This is a genomic window from Saccharopolyspora sp. NPDC050642 (assembly GCF_040654735.1).
Classification (GTDB): domain Bacteria; phylum Actinomycetota; class Actinomycetes; order Mycobacteriales; family Pseudonocardiaceae; genus Saccharopolyspora; species Saccharopolyspora elongata.
In genome coordinates this window covers 320,247-335,467 of sequence record NZ_JBFAIN010000003.1, presented here as the reverse complement: position 1 = coordinate 335,467, position 15,221 = coordinate 320,247, and the positions used below count along the sequence as shown (strand labels likewise).

Annotated in this window: 12 protein-coding genes; 2 read left to right on the top strand and 10 right to left on the bottom strand. The window is 72.3% G+C overall.

What is annotated here, in order from left to right:
* Window positions 1-25 precede the first annotated feature (25 nt).
* Window positions 26-4,774 carry a CHAT domain-containing protein gene (locus AB0H93_RS08175; RefSeq protein ID WP_358569320.1) on the bottom strand — a complete coding sequence of 1,583 codons (4,749 nt, stop codon included), beginning with the start codon at window positions 4,772-4,774 and terminating at the stop codon, window positions 26-28.
* 110 nt (window positions 4,775-4,884) lie between these two features.
* Between AB0H93_RS08175 and AB0H93_RS08170 the strand changes: the two genes are divergently transcribed.
* Window positions 4,885-5,685 carry an APH(3'') family aminoglycoside O-phosphotransferase gene (locus AB0H93_RS08170; RefSeq protein ID WP_358569317.1) on the top strand — a complete coding sequence of 267 codons (801 nt, stop codon included), beginning with the start codon at window positions 4,885-4,887 and terminating at the stop codon, window positions 5,683-5,685.
* A 65-nt stretch (window positions 5,686-5,750) separates the two neighbouring features.
* On the opposite strand, the gene AB0H93_RS08165 is transcribed toward AB0H93_RS08170, so the two are convergent.
* The 3 genes from AB0H93_RS08165 to AB0H93_RS08155 form a co-directional block, all read right to left on the bottom strand.
* Window positions 5,751-7,106 (bottom strand): VWA domain-containing protein, encoded by a 1,356-nt coding sequence (locus tag AB0H93_RS08165; protein WP_358569314.1) that lies wholly within the window; start codon window positions 7,104-7,106, stop codon window positions 5,751-5,753.
* Window positions 7,103-7,990, bottom strand: a complete 888-nt coding sequence (locus tag AB0H93_RS08160) for a MoxR family ATPase (protein WP_358569311.1) — start codon at window positions 7,988-7,990, stop codon at window positions 7,103-7,105. The genes AB0H93_RS08165 and AB0H93_RS08160 overlap by 4 nt, the downstream gene beginning before the upstream one ends.
* Window positions 7,991-8,183: 193 nt before the next feature.
* The gene (locus tag AB0H93_RS08155) at window positions 8,184-9,095 is read right to left on the bottom strand and encodes a DMT family transporter (protein WP_358569308.1); all 912 of its coding nucleotides are present in this window, start codon (window positions 9,093-9,095) and stop codon (window positions 8,184-8,186) included.
* A gap of 82 nt (window positions 9,096-9,177) precedes the next feature.
* Between AB0H93_RS08155 and AB0H93_RS08150 the strand changes: the two genes are divergently transcribed.
* The gene (locus AB0H93_RS08150; protein WP_358569305.1) at window positions 9,178-10,086 is read left to right on the top strand and encodes a LysR family transcriptional regulator; all 909 of its coding nucleotides are present in this window, start codon (window positions 9,178-9,180) and stop codon (window positions 10,084-10,086) included.
* Here the strand turns inward: AB0H93_RS08150 and AB0H93_RS08145 are convergent.
* From AB0H93_RS08145 to narH, 6 genes are all read right to left on the bottom strand, one after another.
* Window positions 10,040-10,300: a hypothetical protein gene (locus tag AB0H93_RS08145; RefSeq protein WP_358569302.1), complete on the bottom strand. Its 261-nt coding sequence runs from the start codon at window positions 10,298-10,300 to the stop codon at window positions 10,040-10,042. The genes AB0H93_RS08150 and AB0H93_RS08145 overlap by 47 nt on opposite strands.
* 84 nt (window positions 10,301-10,384) lie before the next feature.
* Complete coding sequence (locus AB0H93_RS08140; RefSeq protein WP_358569299.1) at window positions 10,385-11,224, bottom strand: endonuclease/exonuclease/phosphatase family protein; 840 nt, start codon at window positions 11,222-11,224, stop codon at window positions 10,385-10,387.
* A 160-nt stretch (window positions 11,225-11,384) separates the two neighbouring features.
* Complete coding sequence (locus AB0H93_RS08135) at window positions 11,385-12,305, bottom strand: tellurite resistance/C4-dicarboxylate transporter family protein (RefSeq protein WP_358569296.1); 921 nt, start codon at window positions 12,303-12,305, stop codon at window positions 11,385-11,387.
* 5 nt (window positions 12,306-12,310) lie between these two features.
* A complete protein-coding gene (gene narI, locus AB0H93_RS08130; RefSeq protein ID WP_358569293.1) occupies window positions 12,311-13,042 on the bottom strand; it encodes a respiratory nitrate reductase subunit gamma in 732 nt (243 codons plus the stop codon).
* Window positions 13,039-13,656, bottom strand: a complete 618-nt coding sequence (gene narJ, locus AB0H93_RS08125) for a nitrate reductase molybdenum cofactor assembly chaperone (protein ID WP_358569290.1) — start codon at window positions 13,654-13,656, stop codon at window positions 13,039-13,041. Before narJ ends, narI begins: the two co-directional genes overlap by 4 nt.
* Window positions 13,653-15,221, bottom strand: coding sequence for a nitrate reductase subunit beta (narH, locus tag AB0H93_RS08120; protein ID WP_358569287.1), 1,569 nt, complete (start codon window positions 15,219-15,221; stop codon window positions 13,653-13,655). The genes narJ and narH overlap by 4 nt, the downstream gene beginning before the upstream one ends.

Here is a 15,221-nt window from a genome sequence, read left to right as displayed (position 1 = left end):
GCCCACAGTGGTCCATAGTGGACACTCAGCGGCCGTGGTAGGTGAATGCCGCCCAGTGCATCGGTGCCGTCGGGTCGATTTCCGCGAAGTGCTCGGTCAGCTCCGCAGGTGCTGCCGGGATCGGTCGGCGGTCGGGGTCGAGCATCCACAGCTGGGCGGCGCGCAGGGCCTCCGCCGGGTCGGGGTGGCTCGCGTTCAGGTGGTGGTGGAACACGATCATGAACATCGCCGTGGCCAGGTCGTCGATCTCCCACTTGGTGCCGACCACGCCGCTGGCTCCCGCGGCGAGGAACGCCGTGGCCAGGGTCAGGACTTCGTCGTGCGCGCGGATCGTCAGGTCGCTGGCGCACGCCGCGAGCACGACCAGCGCCGCGTGCGGCCCGCTCTCGTGGTGCTGGCGCAGGATGTCGCGCACCGGCAGGGCCCGCCCGGCGCCGAGCCGCAGTGCGGATTCGACCGGGATCTCGGCCTGATCGGCGTGGCAGCTCAGGTGCAGCAGCGACGCGCCCGGCAGCGCGGCCAGGACGTCCTCCGGCGTCGGCACCGACCGGCGGCGCGGGCCCGGGCGGCCGAGGTAGCTGCCGTCCGGGTAGTGGGCGTTGTGGATGTGCCCGAGCTCGTGGCGGGTCCAGTGCAGTTCGGGCGTGCGCACCAGGACCGGTTTGTGCGGCCAGGGCCGCGGGTGCCGGCGGGCCGCCTCCACGAACTGGCGCGCCGAGGCGGCGTATGCGATGACGACGTCCTGGCAGGCGTAGCGGATGTCGCCGGCCGGTGCCCGGCGGCGGGCCGCGTGCCACGGCACGACGGTGAACTTCCCGGTCGGCACCAGCACGATCCGGGGAGTGCCGGGATCGTCGAGCCACTCCAGGAGGGGCCCGAGCGCGGCCTCCCACGCCCAGTCGCACACAGCCTCCAGCGCGGCCTGCCACGGCTGCCGCGCCGCCGCGCCGACGCTGGCGAGTTCTTGCTGCAGCAGGTCGAAGTGCCGGGCCGCCTCGTGGTGCTCGGACAGCTGCGGGCAGGGGAGCCGGTGGGTGGTCCCGCGGTCGGTGACCAGCACCGCCTCCCCTTCGATCAGGTACACCAGCGCCCGGGTACGCCGTGCCCGCAGCTCCGCGCCGATGTCGGCCAGCGCCGTGGCCGAGACCAGTTCGTCGTCCGCGTCGGTGCCTTCGAGCGCGCGGAACACCTTGTGGCGCAGGTCGCTGGGCAGTGGGCTCTTGGTCGGATCCGTCCACTCGGCATGGGTGTCCCACGGCTGTCGCCGGTCGACCTCGGCCTCCCAGCGATCCGCCAGCTCGGGACTGCCGTTGGCGCGCAACAACTCCGGCATGCTCGCCGCGGTGGTGGCGGCGTGCAGGACCATGCCGCGCCCCAGCTCCAGCGCCCGGATCGCGGACTCCGGTCGTTCCGCGTCGAGGCACCTGCGAGCCGTGCGCACGGCCCTGCCGGCCGCATCCGCCGCGGCGTGCATCGCGCGGCTGGGGCTGGACTGCAGCAGAACGCCGCGGGCGCGCACCCGAAGCGCTTCCAGGCTCGTCTCGATCGCCCGCTGCCGGTCGCCGCGCTCCGGATCGTCGCGATGCCGGTAGTTCATCGCGAGCAGATCCAGGTCGCTGGCCAGGAAATCGCTGGATCCCGAGCGGAAATCGGCCACCAGCCGCTCGAGCCCTTCGATGGCGGGGCCGAGGGCGTCCGGCGACATGCCGCGCGCGAAGCGGGCCTGCCGCCCGAACGTCAACAGCCGCATCGCCAGGTGCCGGTCGTGCGCCGGGCGCACCGGAGCCTCGACGACCTCCGCGAGCACCTCCAACCCGTAGTCCGCCAGCTCCAGATCTCCCGAGACCAGGCCGAAACTCATGCAGAGGCTGGCGGCGCCGATGTTCTCGGTGGCGTGATCGGCCCGGGTCCGCGGCAGCCGCCGGGCTGCGTCCAGGGCCTCGCGGGCGCCGTCGAGGTCGATCTTCCCGGTGAAGCGGCTGGCGGTTCGCCGCCTGAGCTCGCGGACGAGGGCGATGCCATCGGACACCCGTGCCTGCACCTCGGGTTCGAGGTCGGCCGTCACCGCGTCGACGCCGTCAGCGAGGGAGTCCAGCTGCTCCGCCGTCGGCAGGAGCTCGCTGTAGAGGGGAACCATGCCGAGCAGCCGCACCGAGGCGGTGATCCTGGCTATCCACCGGATGCGGTCCTCCGGGACGAACCCCTCCAGGGCCGGGCGCAGGTCGCGGAGCACGACGTCCGGCTCGCCGATGGAGCTCTCCCCGACCCGGGCGGACACGTCGTTGATCAGGTTGGCGAGCGAGCTGCCGTCCGGCGCGTAGTAGCCGGCGGCTTCGACGTCCTCGCGGTTGCCCGTCAGCGCGAAGCGCACCAGGAGCATGCTGCCCAGGGTGGGCCCGAAGTCCATCCGCATCTCGTGCTCGGCGGGCAGGAGTTCGGTCGCGCGCTGGATGTGGCCGAGCGTCTCCTCCACGGACTCCAGGTCCACCTCCGCCTTCTCGTCGAAGGCGAGCAGGGTGTGGCTGAACCCGGCGGCGATGTTGTCGGACGGGTACTCGCGCACCACTTCCTCGGCGATCGCCCTGATCCGGGCCAGCGCGTCGGCGGGAACATCGCCGTCGCGCCGGGCCTGCGTCAGCAGCGCCCCGGCCAGTCCGGCGAGCGCCTCGGCGCGCTCCGGATCGTCGTCGGGCATCGCGTTGACCTGCTGTTCCTGCCAGCCGACCAGCTCCGCCATCTCCTCGGAGCTCAGCCCGGGCACTCCCTCGGCGGACAGCCGCTGCATGGTGACCAGCAGGCGGACCGGGGATTCGAGCGGGAGGCCCGCCGTGGCGGCACTGATCGACCGGTCGGCGTCGTCGCCCGCCAGTGCCGACTTGACGGCGCGGATGGCTTCCAGTTCCGCCGTGGTCAGCGCGCCGTCCGCGGCGTCCTCGGAGACAGTGGCCAGGTCGTCGAGCGCGGCGGCGAGATCCTGCTTCTCGTCGGTGTTCCTCGCCCAGACGAGCAGTCGCAGCGCTGCGAGTTCGGGGCTCGACGCGTCCGCCGACACCGCGGCCAGGTGCCGCCGGGCCGTGGGGAGTTCGGCTTCGTCCAGGTAGCCGACGATCTTGTCGAGCTGGTCCACACCGAGCCGCTGCTGGCGGTGTTCGGCGGGCAGGTTCTTCGACAGCGCGAGGAACGCGATCCCCGTGTGGCAGGTGTCGCGCAGGCGGGTGCTGATATCGGTGTGCTGCAACGCTTCTTCGAACGTCGCGATGGCATTCCGGCGGTCGTCCTCGCCGCCTCCCAGCATGGTGAACCGGGCGAGCTGCATCGTCGCGCGGGCCATCGCCGCGCGGCGGCGGAGTTCGCCGTCGGCGAGCCCGGGCAGCGCGACGTCCAGGTCGGCGATCGCCTCGTCGACGTGGTCCAGCTCGTCTGAATCGGCCACCAGATTGGCGATGATCATGCCGCTGCGGGCGAAGATCTCCGCGCTGCCCGGATCGCCTGCGGTCAGCAGCGGGCGCAGCTCGCGCAGGAGATCCACAGCGAGGCGCAGGTCGCCGCGCAACGAGTGGGCCAGCGCGAGTTGGTAGAGCGGGAGGAGCTGCGCGCCCGGCTCGTGTTCGTGGATCGCCGCCATGCTCGTGGCGATCTCGATCGTCCTGGTGGGGTCGCCGTCGGTCAGGACGGCGCGTTCCATCAGCAGCGCGGAGATCCCGAGCAGGTCGCCGCTGACGGATTCCGCGTCGATGTCCGAGATCACCTTCCGGCGCAGCGCGACGATGGCTTCGTCGAGCTCGGCGAGCCTGGGGAGCGGCGTGGCCGGTCGTGGGTCCGACGAAAACGCGGCCCGGAGCACGACCGACCGGTGCCTGCCGGGATCGCCGTCGGGGGCGTGCTCGATCAGCGTGCCCAGGTCCGCGGCCAGGACGTCCCAGTCCTGCGGTGTGGTTTCGGCTCCCTGCGCGAGCACGACGCCGACCCGCGCGGCGGCGATGTCCGGCATCGCGATCAGGTCGGCGGAGAACGCGTCGAGATGCGCTCGCACGGCGCGGAGTTCGGACTTCGGCCGGCCGTTGAGGAGCTGCCGGAGCTGTTCGTCGGTGAGCTCCGCGCGGCGCGAGGCGGCCGGCAGGTCCTTGAGCAGGATGAGCAGGGCGAGCTCGCGGTGGCAGACATCGCGGAGGTGGACCTCCGGCCACGCGAGGGATTCGGTGAACGCCGCGACCGCGCGCCGGTGATCGGCGTCGTCACCGCCCAGCAAGCGGAACCTCGCCGCCCACAGCTGGGCGCGGGTCAGCACGGCACCGCGCCGCAGGTCGCCGTCCGGGAGCTCGTCGATGGCGATGTCCAGATCCGCGATCGCCGCGGCGAAGTCGGCCGGGTCCGCCAGCCGGACCACCGCATCGGCGATGATCAGCGCGCTGCGGGCGCCGATCTCGGCGCGCCCCGGGTGTTCCGCGGTGAGCAGCGGCCGCAACTGCCGCCAATACCCCGCGGCGGCGCGCAGATCGTCCTCGCCGCGGTGGGCCGCGCGCAGCAGGTGCGCCAGGCAGAGGTCGTAGAGCGGCGGGATGCGCGCGGGGGAGTCCGCGTCGAACGCCCCGGCCAGCCAGTCGGCGATGGCGATCGCCTCGTTCGGCTCCGCGCCGTCCAGTTCGTCGCGCTGCAGCAGCAGTTCCACCAGCTGGACGCTGGCGTAGTAGCGCTGCTCATCGCCGAGGTCGCCCCGCAGCTCTTCGCGCAGCGCGGCAATCGCTTCGGTGAGTTCCGCCGGAACCTCGGTCATCCTTGCTCCCTGCTACAGCACCCCGCACCAAGCTAGCGCCTCCCGATCGCCGTCCAGCCCGGATTCGACCACGCGACACCGCATTTCCGGTCTCCGATAGGGTCGGGCATATGTCCGAATCGTTGCGCGCCGTGCTTCCCGCCGGCCATGAGTGGCATCCCGTCCTGAGCGGGGAGTCGGGTGCCGGCACCTTCCGCTCCGCGGACGGCTCGCGCTACGCCAAGTGCGCCGCGGCTGACCAGGCCGGAGAGCTCGAACAGGAACGGGACAAGGCCGAATGGCTTTGCGCCAACGGGATTCCCGGCCCTCGCGTCCTCGACTGGAGCGCCGGTGATGAGGGCGCGTGCCTGGTGACGAGCGCGGTGGCGGGCGTGCCCGCGGACGCGGTTCCGGCCGAATCCCTCGCCCGCGCCTGGGAATCCATCTCCGATGCCGTGCGACGCCTGCACGAACTGCCCGCCGACTCCTGCCCGTTCAGCCGCGACCTGTCGAAGATGTTCGCGATCGCGCAGGACGTCGTCGCGCGCGGCGCGGTCAATCCCGAGTTCCTGCCGGTGGAGCAGCAGCAGGAGGAGCCCGTCGCGCTGCTCGCGGACCTGGCCCCGCAGCTGCCGCAGCGGCTCGAACAGGAAGCCGCGGAGACCGTGGTCTGCCACGGAGACCTGTGCCTGCCCAACATCATCCTCGACCCGGATGCGATGGAGGTGGCGGGCTTCATCGACCTCGGCAGGCTCGGCACGGCCGACCCCTACGCCGACATCGCGCTGCTGCTAGCCAATTCCCGCGAAACGTGGCCCGATGAGAGCAGCGCGTCCGTCGCGGACGAGACCTTCGCCCGCCGGTACGGCATCGAGCTCGACCCCGACCGGCAGCGGTTCTACCTGCACCTGGACCCGCTCACCTGGGGCTGAGCGCGCCGCCTGCTAGAGCCTGTTCCAAACTCGGCCTGCGGCGGTGTGGGTAGCGGAGCAGCCGTTCAGACCGGGAGCAGGCGGGCGACCAGTTCGCTGAGGCGGCGGGCGTTGCGGCACTGGTGCATCTCGACGACCCCGGCGTAGGCGTGGGCCGCCGAATCGCCGGTCGACCAGCGGGCCGTCGGCTCGGGGTTGAGCCAGAACACGCGGCGCGCCCGGTCGACGACCTGCCCCAGCGCGGCCAGGTTCGGGTCCCAGCCGTTGGTGCGGGCATCGCCGAGGACCAGCACCGAGGTGCGCGGGCCGACCGCGTCCAGGTGGCGTTCGGCGAACTCGCCCAGGGCGGCGCCGTAGTCGCTGCTGTCGTGCCAGCCGGTCACCGCCGCCTCGGTGAGGATGCGGCGGCCGAGCTCCACCGGGTCGGCCGAGCCGCCGGTGATCAGGCCGGTCACCTCGTCGGTGCGGTTGACGAAGGCGAACACCCGGACCTTGCTGAACTGGTCGTGCAGCGCCTGGACCAGCAGCATCGTGAAGTTCGCGAAGCCCGCCACGGATCCGGAAACGTCGCACAGCAGCACGATTTCCGGTCGCCCGGGCCGGCGCCGCTGGTAGGCCGGGCGCAGCGGCACACCCCCGGTGGACAGCGAACGGCGCAGCGTCCGGCGCAGGTCGATCCGGCCGCGAGCGGCCTGCCGGCGGCGCGCCGCGAGCCGGGTGGCGAGCTTGCGGGCCAACGGCTGCACCGCGCGGCGCAGGTCGGCGAGCTGCTCGCGCCCGGCGTTGAGGAAGTCGATCTGGTCGGCGCTGGGCGCGATGGCGTGCTTCGCGATCTGCTCCGTGCCGCGCAGTTCGGCCGAGCGGCGGCGGGCATCGGTGCGCACCCGGTTGCGGAAGTCCTCGATGCGCCGGCGGATCTCGTCCCGGTCGAGCCGGTCGGTGAAGTCGGCGGCCTCGCCGGCCCGCATCGCGGCGAGCACGCGCGCCAGCAGCGTCTGCGGCTGCAGCCGGTCGAGCGTCTGGTGCGCGGACCAGCCCTGCGGCCCGTCGCCCGACCCGAACCGGCCGAGCGCGTCCACCGCTTCACCGGCGAGCTGGGTCATCGCCGACCGGTCGTTGGCCGCGAGCGCCTCGACCAGCCGCTGCTCCAGGTCCTGCTCGTCCCCGGTGCCTTCGGGACGGCCGACGCCGAGCGGGAAGTAGAGGTCGAAGGTCGCGTCGAACACCGCGCGCTGCCGGTCGGTGCGCAGCAGCGCGGCGGCGAGGCCCTCGCGGATGCGCTCCCGGTCGGCCAGGCCGAGCACGTCCAGCGCGGCGGCGGCATCGACGGTTTCGCCCGGCCCGATGCGGATCCCGTGGGACCGCAGCGCCTGGGCGAACCCGGTCAGCCGCTCGGGGAGGCCGTTGATCGGCTCGGTCATCCCACGGTCAGCTTCTCGGCGGCCTTGCGGACGTCGTCCTGGTGCTTGAGGATCACGCCGAGGCTGTCGCGGACGATCGCCTCGTCCAGGCTGTCCGCGCCGAGGGCGAGCAGCGTGCGGGCCCAGTCGATGGTCTCAGCCACCGACGGCGCCTTCCGCAGCTCCATCCCGCGCAGCGCGCCGACCACCTCGACCAGCGAATCGGCCAGCGCGTCCTCGAGCCCGGGCACCTTGAGCCGGACGATCCGCTGCTCCAGCTCGGCATCGGGGAAGTCGATGTGCAGGAACAGGCAGCGGCGGCGCAGCGCCTCGGAGAGCTCGCGGGTCGCGTTGGAGGTGAGCACCACGAACGGGCGGCGCGCCGCGGTGATCGTGCCCAGTTCGGGCACCGTCACCTGGAAGTCGCTGAGCACCTCCAGCAGCAGGCCTTCCACCTCGACGTCGGCCTTGTCGGTCTCGTCGATCAGCAGCACCGTCGGCTCGTCGCCTCGGATGGCGGTCAGCAGCGGCCGGGCGAGCAGGAACTCCTCGCTGAAGATGTCGGTGCGTGCCTCGTCCCAGGTCTCGTCGCGTCCGGCGGTGATCCGCAGCAGCTGCTTGGCGTGGTTCCACTCGTAGAGCGCGCGGGCCTCGTCGACGCCCTCGTAGCACTGCAGCCGGACCAGGCGAGCGCCGCCGACCTGCGCGACGGCCTTGGCCAGCTCGGTCTTGCCGACCCCGGCCGGGCCCTCGACCAGCAGCGGCTTGCCGAGCCGGTCGGCCAGGAACACGGTGGTGGCGACCGCAGTCGAAGCGAGGTAGCCGGCCTCGGCCAGCTTCGCGGACACGTCGTCCACGGACGAGAAGAACCCGGTCCCGGCCGCTGGTGCGCCGCCATCGGTCATGCCGCAAACTCCCGTCCGCCCGGCCCGGCGTGCCCAGGCCCCACCGAACTGAACATTTGCTCAGATGGCGTCACTTTGTCAACGAGGCTGTGCGTCACCCGACGCGCGCGGGTGGGTCGGCGATTTCGCGCGAAACCGCCGACCCACCCGCACTGGCGCCGCCGATTTCGCGCGAAAGCGGCGGTTCTCGGCGCTAGCGGCCGGAGCGGCGGGCGATGGCGACTCCGACGAGGCAGATCGCCCCGCCGATCAGGCCGTATGCCGTCGGGATCTCCGCCAGCAGCAGCCAGGAGAGCAGGATCGACACCACCGGCACGGCGTAGCTCGCGGCGCTGAGCCTGCCCGCCGGCATCCGGTGGAGGGCGTAGGCCCACGTCGTGAAGCCGATCGCGGTCGGGAACAGTCCCAAGTAGACGGAGGCGAGGATCGCGCCGGCGGGCGCCGCCTGGAGTTCGGCGATCAGTTGCGGGGTCCACGGCAGGAGCACCGCGGTGGCGACGAGGCAACCGAGCCAGATCGCGATCGTGCCGTCCACCCCGCGAAGCGCGGCCTTCTGGACGAGCACCCCCGCCGCGTACAGGACGGCGGCCAGCACGCAGAGCGCCGCGCCGAGCCAGTCCCGGTCGCCGGAGGAACCCAGCGCGATGATCGACAGGCCGCCCAGCGCCACCACGGAGCCGGCGACCAGCGCCTTGGGGTAGCCCTCGCCGAGGAACAGCCCCGCGCCGAACGCGATCAGCAGGGGCGCGATGTTCACCAGCAGCGCGGCGGTTCCCGCGTCGATGTGCCGCTCGGCGGCGTTGAGGACGACCGTGTACCCGGCGAGCCACAGCACCGCGTACACCGCGATCAGCGTCAGCGTGCGGCGGTTGCGGGGGACCGGCGCGGAGCCGCGGTGCCGGACCAGCACCAGGATCGTCAGCGCGGCGGCGGCGACCGCGATCCGGATCAGCGCCATCGGCGCGGGGGAGAGGGTTTCGCCGATGCCGCGGATGGCGACGAACGCCGACGCCCACAGCAGCACGGTCACGATGACGGCCGCGGCGGCCTTGCCGCGTTGTGCCCCGGCCGGGGCGGTTTCGGAGATCTGGAGCTGTCCGGTCACGCCAGCTATCGTCGCCAGCCCGATTGGCAAGGACAAGCGATTAGTTCTGCACAATGATTAAGCTCACCTGTACAGTCAGGGAATGCTCGACGTACCTCGGCTCCGCGTTCTGCGGGCAGTTGTCGCAACGGGATCTATCCGCGCGAGCGCGGAGGCGCTCGGCTACACGCCATCAGCGGTCAGCCAGCAGCTCGCCTCGCTGCAGCGCGAGACCGGGCTCCGGCTGTTCGAACGGGTCGGCCGGGGCATCGAACCGACCGAGGCCGGCCGCACGCTCGCGACCGAGTCGGAACCGCTGTTCCAGGCCCTAAGCCGGGTCGAAGGCGTCGTCGGCGATCTGCGCGCCGGCCGGGTAGGCAGCCTCTCCATCGGCTACTTCGGTTCCGCGGGCGCGACCTGGCTGCCCGCGCTCGTGGCCGCGCTGCGCACCGAGTTCCCCGAACTGCGGCTCGACCTGCGGATGACCGACATCGTCGACGCCGAACCCGACATCGACATCTTCGTCGAGTACCCGGACACCGAGCACTCCCCGTTGGTCGACGTGCACTGGCTCATCGACGACCCGTACCTCGCGGTCGTCCGCGACGACGACCCGCTCGCGCAGCGCGCCGAGGTGCCGCTGGCGGAGCTGGCGGAGCGGAGCTGGGTCGACAACGACATCGTCGAGGGCGCCTGCCGCCAGGTGCTCCTCGGGGCCTGCGCGGAGGCCGGGTTCGCCCCGCGGTTCGTCGTGGAGACGCACGACTACCAGACCGCGATCCCCTTCGTGGCAACGGGAATCGGCATCACGGTGATCCCCGGGCTGGGCATCGGGTACCTGCCCGCCGGGCTGCGTTCGGTGCCCGTGGTGTCACCGACCCCGATGCGGCGGATCAGCGTGGCGGTCAAGAAGTCGATCGCGGAGCACCCGGCGGCCGAGCGCACCGTCGAACTGCTCCACGCGCTCACCCTGGAACAGCCGTACCGAGCCTCTCCATCCCCGGCCCGGTGAGTTCGGCGGCCACCAGCTCGCCGGGCACGCCGGGCGCGGCCGGGCGCATCAGACCCTGGTGCACGAGACGGTGCGCCGTCTGCTGATCGCAGAAGGCCACACCGTCGATGAACAGATCGGGCTCGCAGCTGCAGGTGATCTTCACCCGCCCCGCGGCCACCGCCTGGAGCGCGGCGCGCTCCCGGTGGTTGAGTTCGAAACGCGCGTCGGACATCGCCCCCAGCTCCCTTCCGACGTCGTCGGCGTTCGGGAGGAGAGTCTCCCAACCGCCGCGGCCGGGCGGGAAGAGTAGGAAGGCCTATCCCGCGATGGTCACGAGCACCGGCCGGTGATCGGAGGCCTGCGTGTCGGGCACCTCGGCGCGGGTCGCGCGCAGCCGCCCGGCGAAGGTCACGTAGTCGATCCGCTTCTCGGGAGCCGCGGCGGGGAACGTCAGCCCGCCGCCCGGTCCGTTCGCGGTGGTCCAGCCGTCCCGCATGCGCGCCAGCAGCGGCGCCAGCTCCGGCGCGTCGGGCCCGGCGTTGAAGTCGCCGAGCAGGAGCTGCCGGGCGTGCGGCGGATCCTGGTCCAGGATGCGGATCGTCTCGGCGACCTGCGTCCGCCGGACGGCCGGATCGGGCCGGTAGTCGAGGTGCGTCACGTAGACGTGGGTCGGCCCGCCGGGAGTCGCGAGGACGGCTTCGGCGAAGCCGGGCATCGGCTTCGGCACCGGCTCGGGATCGACCGTGGAGAGCCGGGTGATCTCGTGGTTCTCGGCCCGGATGATGGGGAACCGGCTCAGCAGCGCGACGCCGTACCGGCGGCGCTCGGTGCGCCCGGGCTCCGGATCGAGGTCGTAGATGGGCGCGAAGTAGGAGTGCATGCCGGTCATCCGGGCCAGCTGCGCGACCTGGTCGGCGTACTCGCTGCGCGCCGCCCAGTGCACGTCGACCTCCTGCAGACCGACGACGTCCGCGCCGGCGATGACCTCGGCGGTGCGGGCCAGGTCGAGCCGCCCGTCGGCGCCGATGCCGGTGTGGATGTTGAAGTCGAGGACGTCGATGCCGCGGTGCGGCGCGGCCTGCGCGGTGTGCGGCAGCAGCGAGATCAGCGCCGCGGCGAGGGCGATGACGACATTGCTCCGGCGAGAGGCGGTCACGAGCCGGCAGCATACGAGCCACCGGTGACGCCGGTGTGGATTCCGCCTTGCGGAAGCGAAAAGCACGGATCACGACCGGGAGCCTGTCGTGAGCGCCATCGCGGCCGTTCCCACTCCCGGCCCCAGCCGGCATGAAGGCCGTTGACCAGCATGGGGCGCGTCATCGGGAAGTGAGGTCGTGGATGGTGCCCCAAGCCGTCAGGCAGAGGACCGCCAGGGCCGGCCACAGGAGGATCCGGGCCGCGTCGGCCATCCACACCATGCCCGTCGCCGCGGCCGTGCCGAAGCTCGCCGCGCACGTCATGCCGAGCGGGAAGACCGTTGCCCAGCGGCGGAAGTCGTAGCGCAGGCGCGGCGCCAGCAGTTCCGCCACCGCCAGCACCACGTACCAGCACATGGTGATCGCCCAGAGCGCGATGCCGATCGCGCGCACCGCGGTGGCGAGCTCGGCCGGTGCGGCCAGCTCCCGCACCGCGGCGTGCAGCTTGGCGACGGCCACCGTGCTGATCGCGAGCGCCCCGCCGGCGACCCAGTGGTCACCCGCTCCGCGGGCCACCTGCCGGAAGTCGAACCGGACGAGCACCAGGACGTAGAGCGCCAGGCCGATCGCCGCCGAGATCGCGCAAACCGCGAGCAGGAACGGAGATCGCGCGTCGGCGGCCAGCTGACCGGCCAGCACCGCCAGCGACTGCGTGCCGACGCAGACCAGGAAGCTCACCCCGACCGTCGGGGTGGCCAGGCCGCGCAGCACCAGGGGCATCAGCCCCGACCACAGCAGCGCCGTCAGCACGAGGAAGATCCAGCCGGTGGGCCAGCCGTGCAGGACCAGGGCGAGGCCGAGGACACCGGTCCCGGCGACGCACGTCAGGGCGCCGGGCCGGCCGGCCTCCGACCTCCATCGCTCGTTGTCGAAGACCAGCCGCGCCAGGAACGCCGCGCCCAGCAGTGCCCACAGCACCGCGGCCACCGCGAGCAGCACCGCCGACAGCACGGGGAAACCCGCCAGGTGCCCGGCGACCGACATCACCCCGAGGCCCATCACCGCCGCGCCGGATTCGGGCGGCACGCGCTGCCAGATCATCCGCGCTACAGCCGCTGCCAGCCGCGCGGCGCCTGCCTGGTGCCCACGCGGTCGCCGCTGCGGCTGCGGTAGACCACGTAGGGGCGGAACAGGTAGTGCACCGGTGCGCTGAAGGCGTGCACGAGCCGGCCGAACGGCCACAGCGCGAACAGGGCGAGGCCGAGCAGCGCGTGCAGCCGGTAGTCCAGCGGTGCGTGCGCCATCAGCTCCGGGTGCGGCTGCAGCAGGAAGATCCCGCGGAACCACGGCCCGATCGTCTCGCGGTAGTCGTACGGGCCGCGGACGCCGTTGTCGATAACGGTCGTCCACAGGCCGAGGCAGATCGTGGCCGTCAAAGCGGTGTAGGTGAACAGGTCGCTGCGGCTGGTCGCGGCGCGCACCGCGTGGTTGCGCAGCCGCCGCCACAGCAGGACCAGCAGCCCGGCCAGCGCCGCGCAGCCCGCGAACGTGCCCATGCCCAGCGACACCAGGTGGTAGTTCGACTCCGTCACGCCGAACAGCTCGGTGAGCCACTTCGGCACCACCAGGCCGAGCACGTGCCCGCCGACGACGAACAGCAGTCCGTAGTGGAACAACGGGCTGCCGATCCGCAGCAGGCGGGATTCGTGCAGCTGGCTGGACCGGGTGGTCCAGCCGAACTTGTCGTACCGGTACCGCCACACCGCGCCGCCGATGAACACGGCGAGCACGACGTACGGCAGCACGGCCCACAGCACCACATCGATCGGGCTGGTCATCGGCGGCCTTCCTGGAGGGTGAGCGAAAAGGGCTGCAGGCCGACCTGCTCGGTCGGCGGTTGCGCGGGAACGACGTCGCGTTCGCGCTGCTGCGGCACGACGTCGAGCACCGCCTGCACGGCCGCGGCGTAGGGCGTGCCGAGCTCGGCCAGCTTGCGGTGCAGCACCTCGATCGCCGGCCGGAACCGGCCGAGCAGGCGCTCGCCTTCGCGCCGCTCGGCGGCCGAGAACTCCAGCAATGCGGGCAGGTAGTCCGGCAGCTCACCGCCGCCGACGCGGTAGCCGTGCGAGCGGTAGAGGCCCGCCAGCTCGGCCAGCGCGCCACCGCGCAACCGGGTGTCGCCGTGCACGTACCAGGTCAGGTACAGCCCGCGGCGGGGACTGACGTCGAACACCTCGACGTAGTGCTGCTCGGCCTCCTGCGCCGGTGTTCCCGCGAGGTGATCCAGGATGCGGCGCAGGTGCTGCGCCGGGTCGGTCCCGGCGATCTCGCCGAGGGATTCCCGCAGCAGGCCCATCCGCCCGGCCAGCTCGGCGTCGGGGTAGTGCAGGCACCACGCGGCGATCTGGCGCACCAACGCGCGCGACCGGGCGTCCAGGCGGCGGCGCCTCACGGCTTCTCCCCGCGCAGCGTCGGGAACATGCCCTCCGGACGCCCGCCCTCGTCCCACACGACCAGGTCGGTGCTGCCCGAGCGCAGGCCGCCCATGCCGGGGCCGCCGTCGGTGTCCAGGCTGCACGTCGTCGCCAGCGCCTCCAGCTCGTGCGCGTCGCCGATGCCCGCGGTCGGGATGACGTAGCGGTCGTCGTACTTCGCGATGGCCAGCAGCCGGTACATCGACCGCAGCTCCGCGATGTCCAGCCCGGCCGCCCGGACCGGACCCTCGTCCGGCGGCTCGTCCAGGTTCACCGACCGCATGTAGGAGCGCATCGCCGCGAGCTTCCGCAGGGAGTCGCGCACCGGGCCGATGTCGCCTGCCGTGAACAGCTCGGCTAGGTACTCGATCGGGATGCGCAGCGCGTCGATGGCGCCGAAGAGGTTCCCGGCGTCCTCGCCGTCGAACCCGGTCTCGGCGACGGCGTCCACCACCGGCGACAGCGGCGGGATGTACCAGACCATCGGCATGGTGCGGTATTCCGGGTGCAGCGGCAGCGCGACGCGGTAGCGGCAGATCAGGTCGTAGACCGGGGAGCGCCGGGCCGCCTGGACCCAGTCGTGCGGGATGCCCGCCCGCTCGGCCGCCGCTGTCACCTCCGGGTCGTCCGGGTCGAGGAAGAGATCGCGCTGCGCCGGGTAGAGCCGGTGCTCGTCGGTCACCGCCGCCGCCTCGCCGACCCGGTCGGCGTCGTAGAGCAGCACGCCGATGTAGCGCAGCCGCCCGACGCAGGTCTCCGAGCAGATCGTCGGCTGGCCGACCTCGATCCTCGGGTAGCAGAAGGTGCACTTCTCGGCCTTGCCGGTCTTGTGGTTGAAGTAGACCTTCTTGTACGGGCAGCCGGAAACGCACATCCGCCAGCCGCGGCAGCGGTCCTGGTCGACGAGCACGATGCCGTCCTCGGCGCGCTTGTACATCGCGCCGGACGGGCAGGACGCGACGCAGGACGGGTTGAGGCAGTGCTCGCAGATCCGCGGCAGGTAGAACAGGAACGACTGCTCGAACTCGAACCGGATGCGGGTGCCCAGCTCGGTGCGCAGCTTCGCCACCACCGGATCCGCCTCGCCGTGCTCGGGCGTGCCGCCCAGCGAGTCCTCCCAGTTCGGTCCCCATTGGACGTTGGCCGGACGCCCGGTGATCGCCGAGGTGGGGCGGGCCACCGGGGTGTCGTCGCCCAGCGGCGCTTCGAGCAGCATCCGGTAGTCGTAGGTCCAGGGCTGGTAGTAGTCGTCGAGTTCCGGCAGGTCCGGGTTGGCGAACAGCGTCGCGAGCTTGCGCAGCCGGCCGCCGCCGCGCAGCTTCAGCCGGCCGCGGCGGTCGAGCTCCCAGCCGCCGCGCCACTGCCGCTGGTCCTCGTAGCGGCGCGGATATCCTTGCCCGGGGCGGGTTTCCACGTTGTTGAACCAGACGTACTCGACGCCACCCCGGTTGGTCCAGGTCTGCTTGCAGGTGACCGAGCAGGTGTGGCAGCCGATGCACTTGTCCAGGTTCATCACCATGGCCAGTTGTGCCATGACGCGCAT

What these genes read in the sequence shown, in the direction of transcription:
- AB0H93_RS08145 (WP_358569302.1), bottom strand. Translation starts at nt 10,300, where the DNA reads ATGTCCGACGCGCGTTTCGAACTCAACCACCGGGAGCGCGCCGCGCTC.
- AB0H93_RS08150 (WP_358569305.1), top strand. Translation starts at nt 9,178, where the DNA reads ATGCTCGACGTACCTCGGCTCCGCGTTCTGCGGGCAGTTGTCGCAACG.
- AB0H93_RS08165 (WP_358569314.1), bottom strand. Translation starts at nt 7,106, where the DNA reads ATGACCGAGCCGATCAACGGCCTCCCCGAGCGGCTGACCGGGTTCGCC.
- AB0H93_RS08160 (WP_358569311.1), bottom strand. Translation starts at nt 7,990, where the DNA reads ATGACCGATGGCGGCGCACCAGCGGCCGGGACCGGGTTCTTCTCGTCC.
- narH (WP_358569287.1), bottom strand. Translation starts at nt 15,221, where the DNA reads ATGCGCGTCATGGCACAACTGGCCATGGTGATGAACCTGGACAAGTGC.
- narI (WP_358569293.1), bottom strand. Translation starts at nt 13,042, where the DNA reads ATGACCAGCCCGATCGATGTGGTGCTGTGGGCCGTGCTGCCGTACGTC.
- AB0H93_RS08170 (WP_358569317.1), top strand. Translation starts at nt 4,885, where the DNA reads ATGTCCGAATCGTTGCGCGCCGTGCTTCCCGCCGGCCATGAGTGGCAT.
- AB0H93_RS08135 (WP_358569296.1), bottom strand. Translation starts at nt 12,305, where the DNA reads ATGATCTGGCAGCGCGTGCCGCCCGAATCCGGCGCGGCGGTGATGGGC.
- AB0H93_RS08175 (WP_358569320.1), bottom strand. Translation starts at nt 4,774, where the DNA reads ATGACCGAGGTTCCGGCGGAACTCACCGAAGCGATTGCCGCGCTGCGC.